Origin of the sequence: Bacillus cereus group sp. BfR-BA-01492 (assembly GCF_022662815.1) — a bacterium.
Classification (GTDB): Bacteria; Bacillota; Bacilli; order Bacillales; family Bacillaceae_G; genus Bacillus_A; species Bacillus_A cereus_BD.
Window position 1 is genome coordinate 18928 of the sequence record NZ_JAKUEH010000013.1, and the last position, 20501, is coordinate 39428.

A 20501-nucleotide genomic window follows, 5' to 3' on the forward strand; every position below is an offset into this window, starting at 1 on the left:
GGGGTATACACATGACTGAGAAACAAAATGTATTTGGTCCTGTTGTTCGCTTAACTGGAGTGCTTGTTGTTCTATGTGGTTTGATTTATCCAGCTATGGTAACTGGAATTGCACAAGGGGTAATGAAGGATAACGCAGATGGAAGTTTAATATATGAGAAAGGGGAAATCATTGGCTCTAAACTAATCGGACAGGAGTTTACCTCCGCAAAATATTTTCATGGACGTATATCAAGTATTGCCTATAAAGCGGAAGGGTCTGGGTCAAATAACTATGCGCCTTCTAATCCAGAGTTACGACAACGTACAGAAGAAAGTATTGAGAAATGGAAGAAAGATAATCCTTCTGTCCCAGTAAGAGAAGTACCAATAGATTTCGTAACAAATTCAGGTTCAGGGCTGGATCCGGATATTAGTCCTAAAGCGGCATACGCACAAGTAGATCGCGTTGCAAAAGAAACGAAAATTTCGAAAGAGAAGTTAAAAGATATCATTGCTTCGCATACAGAAGGTCGTGCATTTGGATTATATGGGGAAGAGCGTGTGAATGTTTTACAGTTAAATATGGAAGTCAAAAAACGAATACAATAAAAAATAGACTACCTCAATCCGATTTGATTGAGGTAGCTTCCTTTTGTAAAGGAGTGAAAATATGTACGCTGAAGAATATGAGCCAAAATTTCAAAGAAGGTCGCCAAAAGATTATTTAGAAGAAATACGGCGAATGAATAGAGGGAAACTAAAATTATACGTCGGGGCAGCACCTGGTGTTGGGAAAACTTATAAAATGCTGCTTGATGCACATGAAATGAAGAAAGAGGGGCTAGATGTTGTTATTGGACTGGTTGAAACACATGGGAGAAAAGAAACGGAAGCGGCCATTTTAGATTTAGAAATGATTCCTTTACAAGAAATAGAGTATAAAAGAAAGCGATTTTATGAGCTGAATGTAGAGAAAATTATAAAGCGAGCACCGCAAGTAGTCGTGGTAGATGAACTTGCTCATAGCAATATTCCAGGAGCGAAACATAAAAAAAGGTATATGGATGTAGAAGAACTATTAGAGGCAGGAATATCAGTATTATCTGCATTTAATATTCAACATTTAGAAAGTGTTCATGATATTGTAGAACAGATTACAAACATAAAAGTAAGAGAGCGTATTCCTGATTGTATTTTACAAAAAGCAAATGAGATTCAACTTGTTGATGTCACGCCAGAAGTGTTACGGAAAAGGTTAAGAGATGGAAAGATATATAAGGAAGAAAAAATTAAGCAAAGCTTGCAACATTTTTTTACTATTAATAATTTGGGAGCTTTACGGGAATTATCGCTGAGAGAAATTGCTGATGATATGGATGAGAAAATGAGCCAATCGCTCATGGAACCGATTGGTGTAAAAGAAAAGATTCTCGTTTGTGTGCAATATAGTTTGGCGGCAGAAAAATTAATTCGACGTGGATGGCGGATGGCGAATCGGTTAAATGCTGAATTATTTGTATTAAATGTAGAAAGAGGCAATATAGCATCTATTTCAGCGGGAAGAGGACAAATCATTGCTGAATGGAAAGCATTGACGAAACAGTTTGAGGCAACATTTCTACTAGAAGAGGCAAAGGGGAGAAAGCCAGCTGCTGTTATGATTGATGTCGCAAAACGATTACAAGTTACACAAATTGTGCTTGGACAATCTGCAAGAACGAGGTGGGAAGAAATTTGCAAAGGTTCGATTGTGAATGAAATCATGAGGGAAACGAAGTATATCGATATTCATATTGTTGCTGATCAAAGAAAGTAAAAAAAGAGAATGTTCAGTAGTAGTGAGACATGTTATCCCGCTATTTTAGGGCAGTAAGACTCCCATCTCAAGATTCAGAGAGAAGCAAGGAAGATAGGTGGGAGATTAATAGCCCGATTGGTGAGGGCTATTAATCAGTGGGGGATGAAGAAAACTCCCACTGATTAAAGTTTCACTTTATTTGAACATTCCTTTTATGTTATATTTCGTTATTTCTCGTTAGTTGCTTCCTTACATATAAGGCGATGATGAGAAATAGCATTGCTCCTGTGAAGAAAATCCAAAAGTAATTTTGCGGAAAAAATAAAAACCCACCAATTATGGGACCTGTGCTCATTCCGATATACCGAATGAAATTGTACATCCCAATTGCAGTTGCCCGCTCCTTTATAAATTCTTCTGTTAATAAAGTTGTGTGAGTGGGCAGCGATATCCCCATGCTAAAACCGTATAGGGATATAGTAATAAGAAGAATGAGGATATTTATATCATATGTGAAGGAGAATAAGAGAATACATAGGATATTGAAAAAGCTAGTAATTAGTAAAGCTTGTTTTGGCGAGAGCCATCTTTGGAAAAACTTATAGCAATAACTTCCTAACATCATGCATAAAGCCATCGGTACAAACATCATTCCAATTTCATGCACATTTAGATGGAATACATTTGTGAGTATGCTAGGTAGAAAAACGAGAAAACAAAAATATATACAAAATTGCATAAAGCCAATGAGTGCAATAGAGAGACCAATTTTATGTTTGAAAAGATCCCAATAAAGACTGATTTTTTTAGTTGTTGTAAGTATAGATGGTTTTGTTTCAGGAAGTAGTATGATATTGGCAACGGATAAAAATATGCCAGTTATAGATAAAAATAGAAAAACAGATACATGCCCATTTATGTTCCCAAGATAGCCACCGACCAGTGGACCGATAGTGGGAGCGAGGGTAAGGATCGTTTGATAAAGGCTCATCGCTTTTCCGCGTTCTGTCCCTTCAAATAAGTCACCAATAATGGTGGCCGCTACAATCGGAATGGCAGCAATTCCGATCGCTTGGATTATTCTAAATATAAGGAATACATAAATGTTTGTTGCAAAAGAACAGCCGATTGCGCCAATGGTTCCGATGCATAGACTAGGAATTAGAATATATTTTTTGCCTTTCATATCAATGAGTGGACCATAAATGAGTTGCATCACTGCGAGAATGAAAGTGAAAATTGAAACGGTTAAATGAACAAGGGAGAGCGAAGTGTGAAAGGTAGTTTGAATGATTGGTAAAATAGGTGTATAAATATTTTGAGCCAAAGATCCTAATAGAGCACTAAAACAAACAGTGTATAAAATAGATTGTAATTGTATTGAAGATAACGCCTGTTTCATAGTAGAACCTCCTTATTTAGTTTCCTTGGAAACTAAATATATTGTATCATGATTTTATTCCTTGTAAAGATGAAAAAATAAATTTAAAATAATATAGAGTTAAATTGTTTCTATGGAAACATATATAATATAACGGAGGCGAATCGATTGGATCGTGCAGCAAAGCAAAGGGAAATACTTTCGGACATTCGGACACTTTTTCATAAAAAAGAAGAACATATGAAAGAAAATCATACCCGCTTTCTTCAGGAGACAGGTGTGGGGGAGATGTCGTTATCCGAACTACATGTTATCGAATGTATCGGAAAAAAAGGTTTAATGAATGTAACAGCGATTACGGAAGAAATGGGAATGACAAAAGGAGCCATTTCTAAAATTTGTACCAAATTATTTAACAAACAGTATGTTGAAAAGATGAAGATGCTAGAGAATCAAAAAGAACTATTCTTTCGTTTGACAGAGAGTGGAAAGGAAATCTATAGAGCTCATGAGAAGTTGCATCAACAAGCTGAGGAGAAATGGCTCTTTCTTCTCAATCAGTATACAGAAGAAGAATTGTCGTTCATTCAAAGGTTTGTAAGAGATGTCGGAACACAGTTAGAGACGAGTGAAAAATAAAGAATACTGCTATTTGAGCTGTCATGTGAAGAGGAAAAGAGGACTAAGTCTTTTGAATATGTTTTTTTACACCTACTCATATATAATAGAAAGAGATACTTAACAATATGAATAATTAAATAGTCTAGGCATATAAAGAGGAGAGGAAGAAATGCTTGAAAATACGGGGTTAGTATTAGAAGGCGGCGGTATGCGCGGCGTATATACTGGTGGGATACTTGAATACTTTATGGAACAAGATTTATATTTTCCGTATGTCATTGGTGTTTCCGCTGGTGCTTGTCATGCAGCGTCGTATCTTTCTAGACAAAGAAATCGAAATAAGGTAGTAAATATTGATTACGCACAACATCCAAGATATTTATCATATAAGAACCTTTTAAAAAAGCGTCAACTATTTGATATGGATTTCATTTTTCATGAAATTCCAAAGAAGCACGTCCCTTTTGATTTTGAAACATATTTTAATAGTCCAGAACGTTTCATTGTTGGAACGACTGATTGTGAAACAGGACAGCCTGTTTATTTTGAAAAAGAAGGAACGAACGAAGATGCATTAAACTTATTACAAGCGTCTAGTTCTTTGCCATTTATTGCACGGATTGTAAACTATCGTGGCAAGCAACTATTAGATGGAGGAATCTCTGATCCAATTCCAGTTCGTAAAGCACAGGAAGATGGATATAAAAAGTCAGTTGTGATTTTAACAAGAAATCATGGATATACAAAGAAAAAATCAAAGTTTGGCTGGGTTGCAGCTAGAGCCTATAAAAAATACCCGCACCTTGTTCGTGCGATGCTTACTCGTTATGAATTATATAATGAAACACTTCATTATATTGAAAAAGAAGAGGCAGCAGGTAATTTATTTGTCATTCGCCCTGAGATGCCATTGCAAGTAGATCGTATGGAAAAAGATGTGACAAAACTACAAGGCTTATATGAGCAAGGATATGAAGACGCAAAGAGAAAATTTGCAGATTTACAAGCATTTTTGCAAAACTAAATGTAGTTGTAATGATTTTTTCGCATCAGTGAGATGACGAAAATTATTAGTTGTTGGATAAGTCATTAAACTTGATAAGGAAATGAAGAATAATAAAAACCCTTAGCTCACAATTTTGTGTGCTAAGGGTTTTTCATTAATGTGGTAAGAAAACTAATTGATAAGCAAATAAAATTCCGAATATATATACAAGCGGGTGAACAGCACTGAATTTACCTTTTGCCATTTTCATAAGTGGGTATGAAATAAATCCAAGGGCAATCCCCGTTGAGATACTAGATGTAAGTGGCATGCTTAAAATAACTAAAAATGCTGGGAATGCTTCATCAAATACATCCCAATCAATGTTACGTACAGCACCCATCATTAGGCTACCAACGATAATTAATGATGGTGATGTGATTGCTGAAACGCCTGATACAGCACTTACTAAAGGACCGAAGAATGCTGCAGCTGCAAACAATACAGCAACTGTAATTGTTGTTAAACCAGTGCGTCCACCAGCTGCTACGCCCGCAGAGGATTCAATGTATGCTGTTGATGGTGTTGTTCCAAACATAGAACCAATTGTTGCTGAGAAAGAATCTGATAGAAGAGCTCGTCCTGATTTTGGCAGTTTGCCATCTTTCATAAATCCACCTTGCTGAGCTACGCCAAGTAATGTACCTGTTGTATCGAACAATGTAACAAGGAAGAATGAAAAGACAACGCCATACAAACCGTATTGGATCACATCAGAAACAGCAGTAATTGGATTGGAAACAATAATTCCTTCAGGTAATCCAGGCATGGATGTAATACCGTTTGAGAATGTTAATTGTCCCGTGAAGTAAGCAATGATTCCCGTTAATAACATTCCGATAAAAATAGCACCATTTATATTTAAGGACATAAGAATAAGCGTAATTCCAAGACCTGCTAATGCTAGTAACACAGGAGCAGAGTGAAGGTCACCAAGTCCTACTAAGTTAGATTCATGTTTTGTTACGATTCCTGTCATACGTAAGCCGATAAAAGCAATAAATAAGCCAATGCCAGCAGTGATTGCATGTTTTAAGTTATCAGGAATTACTTCCATTAATTTTGTACGGAAAGATGTGAATGATAATAAAATTAAAATCATACCTGCTACAAATACAGCAGAGAATGCAATTGCAAATGTCATGCCTTCATGTGCTTTTACTACCGAGTATGAGAAGTAAGCATTTAGTCCCATACCTGGAGCAATTGCAATTGGTAAGTTGGTAAAGATGGCCATAAACAATGTTCCGACAATAGCAGCAATAATTGTTGCTGTAAATGCTTGTTCAAAAGGAACACCCGCATCTCCAAGAATAACAGGGTTTACGACAATAATATATGCCATTGTTAAAAAGGTGATAATACCTGCCATAAATTCAGTTTTAATAGAAGTTTTATGTTTTGAAAGGTTAAACATATAAACATCCTTTCTGTTTACGAATGATTTCCACAACAGTTATATATAATATTCGTTTTTTATGTTTTTTGCAAGAGTTTTGTACAAAAAAGTTTATACCATTTTGTATTTTATGTTTTGATGTCGAATATTAGTCATAAATCTATGTTTTATCTTGCTATTTCTAACTTCAAAATCATATGTTTCATAATTACTTTTAGTGGGTATGTACATGATAAGAGAGAAAGAATAAGAAGGAGTTGAAAGAACAGATGACGCAGCAGAAAACATTTTTAACATTGCCACCGCAACATCAAAATAAACAACCGGGAGTAGAGTCTCTTATGAATCCACTTCCTCAATATGATAATCCGCACTATACAGGAAGCGGGAAATTAAACGGAAAGTGTGTACTTATTACAGGGGGAGACAGTGGCATTGGAAGAGCGGTATCAGTTGCTTTTGCAAAAGAAGGGGCAAATATCGCAATTGCTTATTTAGATGAACATGAAGATGCAAATGAGACAAAAAAGTTAGTAGAGAAACATGGTGCAAAGTGTATATTGCTTCCAGGAGATGTAAGTGATGAACAACATTGTGAGCAAATTGTGCAAGAAACTGTTTCTCAATTAGGTGATCTCAATATTCTTGTCAACAATGTCGCGCAGCAATATCCGCAGCAAAGTTTAGAATATATTACTGCGCAGCAGCTTGAAAAAACATTTCGTATTAATATCTTTTCTTATTTTCATGTTACAAAAGCGGCGTTAGTACATTTAAAACAGGGCGATGCTATTATTAATACAGCATCTATTGTTGCATATGAAGGAAACGAGCAACTTATTGATTATTCGGCGACAAAGGGAGCGATTGTTGCTTTTACAAGGTCGCTTGCAAAGTCATTAATGCAAAAAGGAATTCGGGTAAATGGTGTCGCACCAGGTCCTATTTGGACACCGCTTATTCCATCAAGTTTTGATAAAAAGAAAGTAGCTGAATTTGGAAGCGATGTCCCCATGAAAAGACCTGGACAGCCGTATGAATTGGCACCAGCTTACGTATATTTAGCTTCAGAAGATTCAACTTATGTTTCAGGACAAATGATTCATGTCAATGGTGGAGCGATTGTAAGTGGATAAAGTGAAACTATTGCTCTAACATAGCGGATAAAGAAAGATGAAAGAAGAGTATGCATGTTTTATTCATAAGAATCGGCAGTATAGCAAAAGCTAATGGTACCATTGTATATGGTGGTACTGGGGGGATATAGATGAAAAAATTATGGCTAGCAGTCATCCTCTTTTTCGGCCTGCCGATTCATACGTTTGCTGAGACAGATTATCTCATATTGATTAATTTGACGACCAATCAATTATCTTTTTTTGAAAATGGGAATTACGTAAGAACATTTCCGGTAACAACAGGAAGTCCTCGTACACCAACTCCTGAAGGAAGCTTTTGCATCATTAATAAATATAAAAATAAAGAGTATCATCGAAAAAAAATTCCAGGCGGTGCCCCTAATAATCCACTTGGAACAAGATGGCTCGGTTTAAATGAAAAGGAATATGCGATTCATGGAACAAATCGTGAAGGCACGATTGGAAGGCGAGAATCCAATGGATGCATTCGCATGCATGACCGCGATATACAATGGTTATATGATCGCGTATCTGTACAGACAAAGGTCATTATCTCAAGCTTTCATGCATCTCCAGAACATGTAGCTCATACGCATGGGTACCGCGTTGTAAGTTGGAATGGTCGCAAAGTAGAAGAAGATCAAATTGGAATGTTGACGCTTGTAGATCGCATGAATCTATATTGGCAAGAACCAAATGGGCAATTGACAAAAGTGAAGATGGTGTTGCCGAATGAGCGATATCCGGTCTATTCTCAACGAAAAAAAGGGTACTATTATATAGGGAATAATTTTTATATGATAGATGAATCAGGAGAGAAGGCTCGCTATGAACAATTACCTCATTCCGTTTTAAGCAATATATATAAACGAAAATATAATGTTCCATAATAGCTACCGTAAATTTTCGGTAGCTTATTTAGAATGTTTTCCCAATCTGTCATATGTTGAATATAATACAGTACAGATTGGGGGGAGCGGATGTATGAAAAAAGGAAATAGTGAATTTGCTTTTAAAATTTTTTTAATTACAACTGGTTTATTTGTTGTGTATTTATATGTATTGTTGTTCTTTTTCCTGTATGTACCATATATTGATTTCATTTTAATGATAGGTTTTATTTGGGTTTTTATTGAAGCACGAGATGGCGAGGAAGGAAAATATCGAGAAATTACTTTGTGGGGAACAGTTGTGATTGTAATCTTATACATGGTACTCATGCATGATGCTTGGAAATATGGGATAATTATGATATGAAATCGTGCAGAAGAAAACCCCTCATCTTTCATACGATGAAGGGTTTTGATTTAATATTTTGGTTTAAAGGTTTGGCAACATGTTTCCACACTTGCCATTACTTCACTTTCAAATGTTTCACCTGTTAAAGCTGCATTTGTATAGGAATGATCTCCTGGTTGATTTGCATTTTGGTCATCAGGCTGAACAAAGATTGCAGTTGCTTGACAAAAGTTGCCTTGTCCCCAAAAGGAACAATTGGAAACAGAGCAGCGTACTTCTGGCATAAAACCCCCTCCTTATATAGTAGTGTGGGATTTTATATCCATTTCATGTATAGCGTAAGTTTCCTTTTCTTGTTACTTTTTCGTTTCTTTCAACCATTTATGAAAAGTTTCTTTGTCTTTTTCGCCACTGATGCGACTTACTTCTTTACCTTCTTTATAATGAATGATTGTTGGAGTTCCTTTAATGTTGAACTCGTCCCAAACAGCATCAGGTTCTTTTTCAATATCGATTACTTTCATATCAACATTCAAATCTTTCGCAAGGGGGACAACGACAGGAGACACCTTTTGACAATGTACACAGTTTGTTTGATAAAAGTAAATGGTCTGGTCTTTTTTGTCTGTAATATTTTTACGAAGATCTTCAAGCGTAATCTTATTTGCATAGTAATCTTTTTTACTATTATCTTCCATAAATCTTACACCTAAAAGGGCCGCAAATAAAACGATAATAATACCGCCAAATATAAGCAGTTTTTTCATGATTTCATCTCCTTATTTATTTTTTATGATGATAAAGCTACAAATAATAATTGTCATAAATCCAATTAAAGCTAGAAATGGAATCGTGATGAAACCAAACCAGTTTATATATTCTCCCGTACAAGGAACACGCCCGCAAACTGCTCCAGCTTCGGAAAGAGCTGAGATTTTTTGGATTCCATAGTGATATAAAGAAATGCAAGCACCAATACTTGCGATTGGCAAGGAATAGGAAGCGATGCGATAGTCTTTTTTCGCTATAGCTATACCAAGCCATAAAACAAATGGATACATAAAAATACGTTGATACCAGCAAAGCACACAAGGTTCGAACTTCATAATTTCAGAAAAATATAAGCTTCCAAGTGTAGCGATAAAAGAAGCTCCCCAAGCAGTCAATAAAGCGTATTCTTGTTTTTTTTCACGGTCCATGTTTTTACCTCTCTTATAATAGTTACATACTAAATTATAGTATGAAGAGGGCATGAAAATAAAGAAAAAATATTTTTATCAAGAAAATTTATAGGAGTAAAATCAAAAAACAAGGTATATAACCTTGTTTTTATGAGTTATTGACAGCTTTTGTGACGTTGAAAAAACGTTGAAGAGCTTCTTTATTTTTTTCGGGATGAATTTGTAATATGGAGCCTGCATGCTCAATAAAAGCATGATTATACTCATTCTCAAGAGGAATGCGCATTGTTTCTATTTTGGGTGCTGATAATAGACTATTGCGGAGTGCAAATAGCGTTTGTACATCTAAATTTGTTTGGATGTCTGGTGCGATTTTTTGTGTCATTACTGGTACATCAAGCATTCCATCTAGAGAATGCATCTTATGAGTCAATGTTTGTTTAACTGCTTGCAGTACTTCTTGTTGTCGTCTTACACGGCCAAAATCACTCTCTTTATCGTGACGAAAACGAGCATATTTTAATAATTCTTTTCCATGAAGGGGCTGCATCCCTGGCTTTACAGGTAATTTCATGTCATCAATCATGGATTGTGTGACATGTACTTCAATTCCCTCTGGTGCGATTGTATCTACAATGTTAACAAACGCTTGAAAATCGATTGTTACGTAATGGGAAGTATCAATTCCGAAATTGTGATGAATTGTTTTACGTAACAATTCTGGACCACCATAGTAGTAGGAAGCGTTAATTTTATTATATTTTTTTTCATAGGTAGGAATTTCTACATAGCTATCGCGCATAATAGAAGCGAGTTTGGCCGTATGCTCTTTTTTATTATATTGAGCAATCATAATTGTATCCGCACGCGCATGTTGCTCGCCGCGTGAATCACTGCCGATAATGAGAATATTGTATGTATCTTTATCTTGTTTCCTTCCATGAAATGAATCCATGTCTTTCTTTGTTTGGCAACCGGTTAAGACTGTAATGATACAAAGGAATATGTATAATAGTTTCCGCAAAGTTATCACGTCCAATTCACAATCATATATGTATTATGAACATAAATGTGGAAAAATATTCAAAAAGGTGGTGGTTTCGACATGAGATAGCAACTAGCCGACAAATCTCGCTACTTCACTGTTAGTAAAATCAATACTTGTAAAAAGAGCCCATCCAAAAATAATCCTTTTTGGACAGGCACTTTCGTTACATTTGTAACTGCTCAATTTCTTCTATATAGGACTTTTGTGAGGCGTGGTCAATATATTGGAATAACAGTTGTAGTTGTTTATCTACTTCAGATAATTGTTTTCCATATTGATACGCATGTAAAAAGCGTTCAATTCGTTTTGAAAATAATTGATCTTTTGTTTGTACCATTAAAACAAGCAACTTATCCCAATTACAACAATATGTGTAATAGAGCGCTTTGTCGTAGTCGTTGTAGGTGTTCATTGTGTACCTCCTTACCGAGGAGTTACATATAGTGTGTGAAAGATAAGTGGAAATACACGTGAAAGAATTTGCTAATAAAAAACGAGGAGATTCCTCGTTTTTAAGCTTTTGGCATTGGTGTAGGCGTCGGTTTTGCATAGCCTTCTTTATATGTATTGTCGATGTAATTTCTAATTTCAAGTGGCGACTTTCCGTTTTGTTGCATAGATGCAGATTTGACTGCAATTTCTAAACAGTTTACACATGTTGTTGCGTGAGAATCCCAAACAACTTCTCCATTTTGTTTTATTTCTTTAATAAAACAGTTTTTATTGCTTTTATGTCCCGCATTTTCGCCACATCCACAGTAACAAGGAATCCAGCTTAATAATTCGGCATTGTTTCCTGCGACTGTATAGATATCTTTTAGTTGTGGATCTAGCTTGTCTAGAAAGGTTGGGAGTGTTTCTATTCCTTTTGTTTTTTCTTGCACGTCACCTTGTGCCGTGTGAGAAGCATGATCTTCTTTTGACCCTGAAACGTTTTTGTTATTTGCACTACTACATCCAGCGAGGAGTAGACTTATGATGACAAGTAGAGAGAAAATATATTTTTTTATATGCTTATCCCCCTTTAGCTACGTATTAATTGAATTGTATCAAACTCTTCACTATTATGGAGAAGTTTTTTTCTTTTGCCATCGCCAGCGAATGGAGTGCCATATAGAAAGTAACGGAATATATGTATATACGATATACATACCAGTTTCAGATAGAATATTGTTTAATGTGTTGATACTTTCCCGGTTTGTAAAAAATAAAGAGGCGATGAATATAATTATAATAAAAAAAGGGAGTGTAATATTAAATGAGATATGGAAAGAACGCTTTACAGAACGACAAGCTGACCAAATCGTTAAGCATAGGTTTGGTAAAATAATCAGTAACCAAATAAAAATAATAATGTATTCAAATCGTTGAATAAAGGGAACTTTAATAATTTTTAACATTGTTAATGTTGGCCAAATCGTATGGTTTAGTAAGCCTTCACTAAAATACATAATAGAAACGACTGCTAACACTACATATACAATGGTCGTAAATAAAATACCACCATGAGCCCATTTTTTTAATGATTTTCCTTTTTCAATAAATGGATAAAAAATAAGTACGGCTTCAAATCCTAAAAATTCTAATGAAGAATCTTTAACTGATTTTAGAATCTCAATAGGTGAGTGTATGAAAATGGGTAATATGTTACGAACATGAGCATATTGTAGTGGGAAAACTAAAAAAAGAACAACGAAAATGGGTAATATGATTCCCCAAAAGCATATTCCGGTTACAGAACGGAATCCTCCTTTTAATGCATAGTAAGTAACAAGTAAAAAAAGTAAAGTCAACGTCCATCCTTTTATAGTAGGGAAGACCCAAACTTGAATCACTTCAATATATGTCCGCAGAACAGTAAGACAAAATAATAGAAAATAAAAAGTGAAACATAAAGTTAAGAAAGATCCAATCCATTTTCCAAAGCATGTTGTATGGATTTGAACTAAATCACCATCTTTCTCTAACATTTTTAACATACAAAATAATACAATATGAGTTGCAACGCCAGCTATAATGATAGCAATCCATGCGTCATGACCAGAGTGCTTTATAATAATTCGTTGATAGCCGAGAATACCTACTCCAATTTGTAAGGAATGTAGTAAAAAAAATATGAAATAAGGAGAAACGGTCTTTGTTTTTTCTGTGCTTTTCGTATTCATCTTATCACCTCACTACTCTCCAATGCCAGATTGTACAATATTCACATTTACATCAACAGGAATATCTATGGAAGGGTATATCTCTCTAATTTCTTTTATGCTCCATTTCCTTGTCCGACTTCTCATTTCATCACATATACCTAATGGATCTATGTTTTTTTGTTGGAATTCTTGAATGAGTTGTTCTATATGTTTTTTTAGTGTATTTTCTACCTGTTTTCGAATGTATGAAATATTCTCTTCATGTGTTAAGTTCAGCCAATTAGGAGAGCTTTTAATTAATCCATTTAACTTTAAACGAATGCGTGCTTTCGCTGTATGATCAATATCGTTAACTTGGTAGGTGCTTTTGCCGGATAAATTTTGAATCACGACGAGCCCTTTATGTTTTCCTTTTCGAATAGGTACTTCATAGCGTCCATTTTTTGTTGGATTAATAAGAAGTTTGACTAAAAAGGACCCTTGGTTATCCGTATACATAACGACTTTATCTTGTTTTAAAAAGGCAAGTCCTTTCACAGAAACTGCTTGATCTTTATCGATTGAAATATACGGTAAAAAGGGGTCGCGTACTTTTGAGTAATAGTCATATAAAAATAAATTTAAAGCTGTACGAGGAATCGTTTCATTTCGTACATTTTGTTCCAGTAATTCAGCAAGATATAAGGAACTGTGTGTTTTTACGTACTGCAAAAGCTTTTTAGATGAACCATCAACAAGAGCGAGTTGTACATCGCGACCAACGTTCGGATCGCGCTGTAAATTATTCACCATTTCGCCAATTCCATATGTGCCAAAAGACTTTCCAAATAAGACGACACGCATTTGTCCAACTACAATATTATGCGGAGACTTTGCGTTCAAACGAGATGCAATCGTTTCAAGTGAATTTGCTGTCGTTGTTTGCGTTTTCGGTTTCGTATTTACACCATGGGTATATTCGGGATATAAAATAGTTCCTTGAAACTTCTGTTTTTTTGGCATATCAAATCCAACTGCATGAATCATTCTTTGTGTGTCTACTGTATACATTTGTGCACATCCGAATTGGGAACATAGCAAAATAATGACTAAAAAAGATAAAATATTTCTCATGTTTTTTCACCATCATGTTTTTGTTTTGCTTTTTTAGCGTCATAACGCCACTGCGATCTTGGACGTAAAAAAGAAGGTCGATTTGCCGTTTGACTAAATGGAAAGCGAAGAAATCCTTCCGCTGTGCTTAAACTACGAAATGGATATAATGGCAATAAATAAGGCGACCCAAGTGATTTTAAATGAAGTAAATGAGTTAAAATGAATACAAATCCGATAATGAGACCGAGCCCTCCCAATGCACCAGCTAAAAGAATAAGTGGGAATCGGAGCAATCGAATTGTAGATGACATTTTGACAGTTGGCGTTGTGAAAGAGGCAAGAGCTGACAAAGCGACTGCAATTAATAAGATGGTACTTGTTAAAGCTGCTTCAACAGAAGCTTGCCCAATGACAATCCCGCCAACAATTCCAATGGTTTGTCCGACTTTTGTTGGTAAACGCGCACCTGCTTCACGTAATAACTCAATTGTAATTTCTAAAAAAAGTGCTTCTAAAATTGGTGGGAAAGGTACATTTGCTCGAGAAAAAATAATCGGACCTAATAAATCTGCCGGAATCATTTGATAATGATACGTTAATACTGCTGTATAAATCGCAGAAGAAAATAAAGAGAAAATCGCGCCAAAAAAACGTATCATCCGAAAAAAAGAGCCGATAAGCCACGGTAAATAATAGTCTTCCGGTGAAATAAAGAAGTCTAATAAAGTTGTTGGACCAGCTAATGCATAAGGCGATCCATTTGTTAAAATAAGCACTTGTCCATTGATTAAAGCAAATACAGATCGATCAAGTCGCTCTGTCGGTAGTAGAACGGGAAATGGCGAATTACTATTATCACTAATAAATTGCTCAATCATTGTTGCGTCGAAAGGAACATCAAAATCAATGTCCTCTAAGCGCTGAATAGCAGTATGAATATGTTGTTTATTTGTAATGCCTTCTATATAAGCGACGGCAACTTTTGTTTTAGACAGAGATCCGACAGTAATTTCTTTGAAAATTAATTGTTCTGTTACAATGTTTTGGCGTAGTAAGTGAATATTGATATCAATATTTTCAACAAGTCCGATTTTAGGTCCAATGACGCTGTACTCATTTTCTGTATCGTTATATGTACGGGCCCCTATCGATGTATTCTCTACGCGTATAAGGGCATATTGCTTTGAATGATTTTGCATTTGAATAAGAACATATCCGGCTAATAATTTTTCACGAATATCATCAATAGAAGGAGAGACGACAATGTCTTCAAGTGAGATGCTATTTGCTACATCCGTTATATTTTCCAGCTTATTTAACTGCTTTTTGAGCGGTGTTAAAATAAACTGCTCAATGAGGAGTGCATCAACTACTGTTTTGTAATAAAAGAGACAGAGTGTTCCGTCCTGTATAATAGGGTAGGAAACAAAATCAAGAGATTCTTTCATCGTATGAATAAATTCAGGAATAGAACAAGGCGTCTTTTTCTTTGCCGATTCTTGCTTTTTTGATGAAAATTTGAACATCATATCCACCTCTTTTCCTTTATAAGTTGCTTTCGTTAGTTTTTGGGGATAGCGAAATATTATACGGTAGAACAGAGAGAATTTTTATTCATAATAACTCTCGCTATTTTAGGGTAGGGTTTTGACAGTTTTCCAACATAAAACATTGATTAATGATAGAAAACTAAGTTATAATCGAAATTGAAAATCACTATCAATAATAAACTTATACATATAGAGTAAAATGAGGGAGAGAACGATATGACTACATATACTTCCATTGCAAATGTTATGAAAGAAAGGCGATCGATTCGTACATTTACAGATAAAACTGTCGAGAAAGAGCTGTTAATTGAATTATTAAATGATGCAACATGGGCACCAAACCATAAATATCGTGAGCCATGGAATTGTAAATTATTTATCGGAGAAGGGCGCAAAAAACTAGTAGAGGCCGTATTAAATTCTTTCACAGAAGAAGAAAGAGCAAAGCGCGGTAAAATTTTATCCGATCGTTTCTTAAGCACACCAGCTCAAATCGTTGTTTATATGGATGAAGATCCACGTCAAATTCAGCGCGACGAAGATTACGCAGCAACATGTGCATTTATACAAAACTTTCAATTGCTTGCGTGGGAACGCGGTTTAGGCTCTGTTTGGAAAACAGGTGGATTAATTTATAATCCATTATTTATAGAAGGAATTGGACTAACAAAGGGGCAACGCATCGTTGGTATTCTTCATGTCGGTTATTTCGATAAAACGCCAGAAGGAAAAGCACGCACACCAATTACGGAGAAACTTGATATTATTGAAGAGTAATAAGGATAGAAAAAGCGACACTTCACATTGATAGTGTCGCTTTTTCTATCTTATTTTGAAATCGAATTGTTTTGTAATTTGGGGCACTTTTTTTGCAATTGGGCAATAAAGGCTTCTTCATTTTGCGGTGAAAGTTTCACACTGCAAAAAAACTTCCTTTTAGAATCATAGTGAATCTCAATTCCTTCTAGCGCTGCAGCTAACCGAAAACCGATCATCATGTCATTTGTTTTATTGGCCTTTGTAATATGGGTATACGGAATGTTGCATCGGAATGGCCCACAGCGTGCGTAAAGAGTTTCTTCTCTAAATTCATATTGAATATCAAACATAATCCAGAGCAAAAAGAAATTAACTAGTAAAATTAATGAGAACAAAATAATAAAGTCAACGGAAGTTAGTGTAGAATCTAGGAATAGTGGAAGTACTAGCAATAAATTAGGTAGTAGTAGTCCAAGTCCCAAAGCAATATAGAAAAAGCTTCGTTCTCGGCGCACAGCCCACTTCATATCATCAACTCCTTTATGCATACAGATGGAATGGGATTCTGTATATTTTAATATTCTATATTCTAGTGGGAATTCCCTCTTAAAGTTAGGAAACGAAATGATTCCGATTCGCATGAGAATTTTGTTTAGTTTTCATGAAAGCTTGTTTTCCTTCATACACTTTCTTAAGGGAGAGTGTAAGGAGGGAAAAGAATGAGAGCGAGTGATGATAAAGCACTGCAATATGCGATTGCTGAAATTACAGAGATTGCGACTGGGTTTGGACTAGATTTTTATCCGATGCGTTATGAAGTATGCCCAGCGGAAATTATTTATACATTTGGTGCGTATGGCATGCCAACACGTTTTTCACATTGGAGCTTTGGAAAACAGTTCTTCAAAATGAAGCTGCATTATGATTTGGGGCTTAGTAAAATATATGAACTTGTGATTAACTCGAATCCATGTTATGCATTTTTATTAGATACGAATTCTTTAATTCAAAATAAATTAATTGTAGCGCACGTATTAGCGCATTGTGATTTCTTTAAAAATAACATTCGCTTTTCGAATACGAAGCGCGATATGGTGGAAAGTATGGCTGCGACTGCTGATCGTGTGAAAGCGTATGAGCATAAATATGGAAAAGAAGAGGTCGAAAAATTTTTAGATGCTGTACTTGCAATTCAAGAGCATATTGATCCATCGCTTATGCGACCAAAATTAGCATGGAGCATCGAGGATGTGGAAGAGGAAGAAGTAGAAAAGAAACGAGTTTCAGAATACGATGATTTATGGAGATTAGATGAACGAAATAAAAAGAAAGAACCAGTGCGAATAAGAAAAAAGAAAAAAATTCCACCAAGACCTGAAAAAGACTTGCTTTTATTTATCGAAGAGTATAGCCGCGAACTAGAAGAATGGCAGCGCGATATTTTAACGATGATGAGGGAAGAAATGCTTTATTTTTGGCCGCAGCTGGAAACGAAAATCATGAACGAAGGCTGGGCTTCGTATTGGCACCAACGCATACTTCGCGAAATGGACTTAACGTCTGATGAATCGATTGAATTTGCGAAATTAAATGCAGGCGTTGTGCAACCTTCTAAAACGAACATTAATCCGTACTACCTCGGTATTAAAGTGTTTGAGGATATTGAAGAGCGCTATAATAACCCGACAGAAGAGATGAAGCGTCGCGGGGTGAAGCCTGGGTCAGGGCGTGAAAAAATCTTTGAAGTACGGGAAATTGAATGGGACGTATCATTTTTAAGAAACTATTTAAATAAGGACTTAGTGATGAGAGAAGATATGTACTTATTCCAGCGCCAAGGGAAAGAGTATAAAGTAGTGGATAAAGAGTGGGAACACGTTCGCGATCAGCTTGTAAATATGCGGACAAATGGCGGATTTCCATATTTAGTCGTAGAAAATGGAGATTATTTAAAGAATGGCGAGCTATATATTAAGCATTGTTATGAAGGAATTGAGCTCGATTTAAAATATTTAGAGAAGGTACTGCCATATATTTATCAATTATGGGGAAGAACGGTTCATATGGAGTCGGTTGTAGAGGGTAAAGGCGTTGTCTTTTCATATGATGGGAAGATGGTGCATCGGAAGTATGTGTGAGGGCATTTATAGTTAAGTATTAATTAAAGTAAAATAGGTGATTTGAAAAATAACGGGGAAGATTCCCCGTTATTTTTATCTATTAAATCAAGCCCATATTAACTTCATGAAAGTTTGGTATTCTTTATCCGCGCAATTATATAATCCGAAAAGATGTTTCATTATTAATGAAGGGTCGAAATTAGTTTCAGAAAAGTCTAAAGGAATTGAAATAGTAATAGAATTCGAGTTTTCAATTGTAAATTTTGCAAATCTATAATCCGTATTCAAGTCATTTAGCAGTGTTAGTATAGCGTCTTTTTTTAGAGGATTATTAACCTGTGCGACGTTAAAACAATACATATCTACGCTAGTATAATCGTTGCTAAATGCAACCACTAGACGTATATTTGCCCCGCTATCTGTTCTTTGATCTGTAGAAAAGAAAATAGAGCCATCATTATTTGTGTTTTCCATCATATGGAAATTTTCTGCTTGTAAATGGTTTCTAAATGCATTAATATTTTGTGTAACTGCAGTTATTGTCATTATATTCTCCTCCGAAAAAATGGATATCTGTTTATAAAGATAATTATATTACAATTTGTTAGTTTTAGGAATATATTTCTAAAACTAACAAATCAGTGTAAACACTAGAATAAATTTTACAGTTTTCGCTAATATGAACTTTACACTTTTATCCACATTTGTCGCCCACTTTATTTGGAGAAGCAGGTATAATAGCCTTGTAAAATCAGCTGTGGTTCTTTTATTAACAAGGCTTCAAGGCTGTTTATCATACCTGTAGAGGCTCCATGTCAAGTGGGCTATGCGTAATCTAAAGTGTAAAAGGAAACTTAGCAGAAAGTGTAAAATTCACCTTGGCGTTTACAATCAGATCCTTTTAAAAAATTTTGTTAACTTTTTATTAAACTAAGCCAATGAGTACTTTAGTTTAATGGAGTTAGTATAGTCATATGGACACATGTACGAGATCAGCCAGTAAACATAGGAAAAAATGGTGATTTACCATATTTAATAGTTGAAGATGGAGATTACCTAAAAACTGGTGAGCTATACTTAAAGCATTATTATGAAGGGATTGAACTTGATTTGAAGTATTTGGAGAAAGTATTGTCTTATATGTATCAACTGTGGGGAAGAACAGTGCATATGGAATCTGTTGTGGAGAATAAGGGCGTTGTCTTTTCATATGATGGGAAGATGGTGCATCGGAAGTATGTGTAAAGAATAGGTATATAATGAAAAGAATGGACAAAGAATGTTACTACATTATTTGTCCATTCTTGTTCAGTTATATGAATCATAAGTAATATTGGCGATTTGACATGAATCGATACATCTCGCTGTTTGAAACAGATAAATAGAGACTGCTTCTGCATAAATTTGTTTAGCTCCAAATTACTTTCATGATCTTTTCATACTCATCATTCGCCAATTGATATAGCATTCTCGTATGTTCGAAGACGAGCGCTGGGTTAAAATGTGGCTCTGAAAAGGTGAGGGAAGTGGAGATATCGATAATATTTCTATTGTTTAGTGTAAACTTTGCAAATCTATATGTTGTGTTCAGGTCGTTCAGCATATATAAAATGTCGCTTTTAGATGTTGAATCAGCTAATTGTGCAACATTGAAGCAATATATATCTACAGTTGGATAGTCATTATGGAAGGCGGCGATTAGGTTTATTTTTGCGCCACTTTCTGTCGTTAAGTTTACTGCGAAATGTACGGAACCATCATTTTCATCAACGATTTCTTCCATATATATATCATTGGACTTTAAGTAGTCTTTAAAGTCGGAAATATTATGTTTTACGGCTGCTTTCATTTGGATGTGCCCCCTGTTAATTAAAATGGTCTGCTATTTGTTATTATAATTTAAAGATATAAAAATTGATAGTTAAAAAAGTTTTAATTTTAGGAATTCTCGGATTGATAGATATATAGAAACCCAGCTCTATCTCCAGAGAGCTGGGT

Annotated in this window: 23 protein-coding genes and 1 pseudogene; 10 read left to right on the forward strand and 14 right to left on the reverse strand. The window is 35.2% G+C overall.

Features of this window, described 5'->3' with window-relative positions; translation table 11 throughout:
• The first annotated feature begins 11 nt into the window (after positions 1 to 11).
• Together kdpC and kdpDN are read left to right on the forward strand one after the other, a co-directional pair.
• Positions 12 to 590 carry a K(+)-transporting ATPase subunit C gene (gene kdpC, locus MR063_RS15805; RefSeq protein ID WP_242199299.1) on the forward strand — a complete coding sequence of 193 codons (579 nt, stop codon included), beginning with the start codon at positions 12 to 14 and terminating at the stop codon, positions 588 to 590.
• 61 nt (positions 591 to 651) lie between these two features.
• Entirely contained in the window at positions 652 to 1797 is a 1146-nt protein-coding gene (gene kdpDN / locus MR063_RS15810; RefSeq protein WP_242199308.1) for a KdpD-like non-kinase potassium sensor, read from the forward strand.
• A 199-nt stretch (positions 1798 to 1996) separates the two neighbouring features.
• Here the strand turns inward: kdpDN and MR063_RS15815 are convergent, their stop codons facing one another.
• Entirely contained in the window at positions 1997 to 3181 is a 1185-nt protein-coding gene (locus tag MR063_RS15815) for an MFS transporter (RefSeq protein WP_242199310.1), read from the reverse strand.
• 147 nt (positions 3182 to 3328) lie between these two features.
• Here MR063_RS15815 and MR063_RS15820 point away from each other — a divergent pair, with 147 nt between their 5' ends.
• A complete protein-coding gene (locus MR063_RS15820) occupies positions 3329 to 3799 on the forward strand; it encodes a MarR family transcriptional regulator (protein ID WP_242199311.1) in 471 nt (156 codons plus the stop codon).
• A 151-nt stretch (positions 3800 to 3950) separates the two neighbouring features.
• Positions 3951 to 4805, forward strand: a complete 855-nt coding sequence (locus tag MR063_RS15825; RefSeq protein WP_242199313.1) for a patatin-like phospholipase family protein — start codon at positions 3951 to 3953, stop codon at positions 4803 to 4805.
• A 136-nt stretch (positions 4806 to 4941) separates the two neighbouring features.
• Here MR063_RS15825 and MR063_RS15830 read toward each other — a convergent pair whose 3' ends face one another.
• Positions 4942 to 6243, reverse strand: coding sequence for an NCS2 family permease (locus tag MR063_RS15830; protein ID WP_242199315.1), 1302 nt, complete (start codon positions 6241 to 6243; stop codon positions 4942 to 4944).
• Between the two features lie 251 nt (positions 6244 to 6494).
• Here MR063_RS15830 and MR063_RS15835 point away from each other — a divergent pair, with 251 nt between their 5' ends.
• The 3 genes from MR063_RS15835 (at position 6495) to MR063_RS15845 (ending at position 8621) form a co-directional block, all read left to right on the forward strand.
• Positions 6495 to 7361, forward strand: a complete 867-nt coding sequence (locus MR063_RS15835) for an SDR family oxidoreductase (protein WP_242199317.1) — start codon at positions 6495 to 6497, stop codon at positions 7359 to 7361.
• Positions 7362 to 7492: 131 nt separating this feature from the next.
• Positions 7493 to 8254 (forward strand): L,D-transpeptidase, encoded by a 762-nt coding sequence (locus MR063_RS15840; RefSeq protein WP_048721428.1) that lies wholly within the window; start codon positions 7493 to 7495, stop codon positions 8252 to 8254.
• 94 nt (positions 8255 to 8348) lie between these two features.
• Positions 8349 to 8621 (forward strand): hypothetical protein, encoded by a 273-nt coding sequence (locus MR063_RS15845; RefSeq protein WP_048721432.1) that lies wholly within the window; start codon positions 8349 to 8351, stop codon positions 8619 to 8621.
• Between the two features lie 50 nt (positions 8622 to 8671).
• Here the strand turns inward: MR063_RS15845 and MR063_RS15850 are convergent, their stop codons facing one another.
• The 9 genes from MR063_RS15850 to MR063_RS15890 form a co-directional block, all read right to left on the reverse strand.
• Positions 8672 to 8887 carry a DUF1540 domain-containing protein gene (locus MR063_RS15850; RefSeq protein ID WP_048721435.1) on the reverse strand — a complete coding sequence of 72 codons (216 nt, stop codon included), beginning with the start codon at positions 8885 to 8887 and terminating at the stop codon, positions 8672 to 8674.
• 72 nt (positions 8888 to 8959) lie between these two features.
• Positions 8960 to 9370, reverse strand: coding sequence for a thioredoxin family protein (locus MR063_RS15855; protein WP_048721438.1), 411 nt, complete (start codon positions 9368 to 9370; stop codon positions 8960 to 8962).
• Positions 9371 to 9382: 12 nt separating this feature from the next.
• Positions 9383 to 9802 carry a disulfide formation protein C gene (locus tag MR063_RS15860; protein ID WP_048721441.1) on the reverse strand — a complete coding sequence of 140 codons (420 nt, stop codon included), beginning with the start codon at positions 9800 to 9802 and terminating at the stop codon, positions 9383 to 9385.
• Positions 9803 to 9932: 130 nt separating this feature from the next.
• Positions 9933 to 10739 (reverse strand): LCP family protein, encoded by an 807-nt coding sequence (locus MR063_RS15865; RefSeq protein WP_242199320.1) that lies wholly within the window; start codon positions 10737 to 10739, stop codon positions 9933 to 9935.
• A gap of 256 nt (positions 10740 to 10995) precedes the next feature.
• On the reverse strand, positions 10996 to 11244 hold the full coding sequence (locus MR063_RS15870; protein WP_048721448.1) for a YhdB family protein: 249 nt from the start codon (positions 11242 to 11244) through the stop codon (positions 10996 to 10998).
• 100 nt (positions 11245 to 11344) lie between these two features.
• Positions 11345 to 11842: a PCYCGC domain-containing protein gene (locus MR063_RS15875; protein WP_242199499.1), complete on the reverse strand. Its 498-nt coding sequence runs from the start codon at positions 11840 to 11842 to the stop codon at positions 11345 to 11347.
• A gap of 54 nt (positions 11843 to 11896) precedes the next feature.
• On the reverse strand, positions 11897 to 12997 hold the full coding sequence (locus MR063_RS15880) for a GerAB/ArcD/ProY family transporter (RefSeq protein ID WP_087097786.1): 1101 nt from the start codon (positions 12995 to 12997) through the stop codon (positions 11897 to 11899).
• 12 nt (positions 12998 to 13009) lie between these two features.
• Positions 13010 to 14092, reverse strand: coding sequence for a Ger(x)C family spore germination protein (locus MR063_RS15885; protein WP_242199323.1), 1083 nt, complete (start codon positions 14090 to 14092; stop codon positions 13010 to 13012).
• Positions 14089 to 15600, reverse strand: coding sequence for a spore germination protein (locus MR063_RS15890; RefSeq protein WP_242199325.1), 1512 nt, complete (start codon positions 15598 to 15600; stop codon positions 14089 to 14091). Before MR063_RS15890 ends, MR063_RS15885 begins: the two co-directional genes overlap by 4 nt.
• Before the next feature lie 240 nt (positions 15601 to 15840).
• Between MR063_RS15890 and MR063_RS15895 the strand changes: the two genes are divergently transcribed.
• A complete protein-coding gene (locus MR063_RS15895) occupies positions 15841 to 16401 on the forward strand; it encodes a nitroreductase family protein (RefSeq protein WP_048721462.1) in 561 nt (186 codons plus the stop codon).
• Positions 16402 to 16451: 50 nt separating this feature from the next.
• On the opposite strand, the gene MR063_RS15900 is transcribed toward MR063_RS15895, so the two are convergent.
• Positions 16452 to 16910 carry a PH domain-containing protein gene (locus MR063_RS15900; protein ID WP_048721464.1) on the reverse strand — a complete coding sequence of 153 codons (459 nt, stop codon included), beginning with the start codon at positions 16908 to 16910 and terminating at the stop codon, positions 16452 to 16454.
• Positions 16911 to 17102: 192 nt separating this feature from the next.
• Here MR063_RS15900 and MR063_RS15905 point away from each other — a divergent pair, with 192 nt between their 5' ends.
• Positions 17103 to 18521, forward strand: a complete 1419-nt coding sequence (locus tag MR063_RS15905; protein WP_087097792.1) for a SpoVR family protein — start codon at positions 17103 to 17105, stop codon at positions 18519 to 18521.
• 87 nt (positions 18522 to 18608) lie between these two features.
• Here the strand turns inward: MR063_RS15905 and MR063_RS15910 are convergent, their stop codons facing one another.
• Positions 18609 to 19049, reverse strand: coding sequence for a YbjN domain-containing protein (locus tag MR063_RS15910; RefSeq protein WP_242199328.1), 441 nt, complete (start codon positions 19047 to 19049; stop codon positions 18609 to 18611).
• A gap of 429 nt (positions 19050 to 19478) precedes the next feature.
• On the opposite strand from MR063_RS15910, the pseudogene MR063_RS15915 reads away from it, so the two are divergent.
• A pseudogene (locus MR063_RS15915) lies at positions 19479 to 19748 on the forward strand (stage V sporulation protein R); the annotation flags it as partial.
• Between the two features lie 163 nt (positions 19749 to 19911).
• On the opposite strand, the gene MR063_RS15920 reads toward MR063_RS15915, so the two are convergent.
• Positions 19912 to 20352, reverse strand: a complete 441-nt coding sequence (locus tag MR063_RS15920; RefSeq protein ID WP_087097796.1) for a hypothetical protein — start codon at positions 20350 to 20352, stop codon at positions 19912 to 19914.
• Positions 20353 to 20501 lie beyond the last annotated feature (149 nt).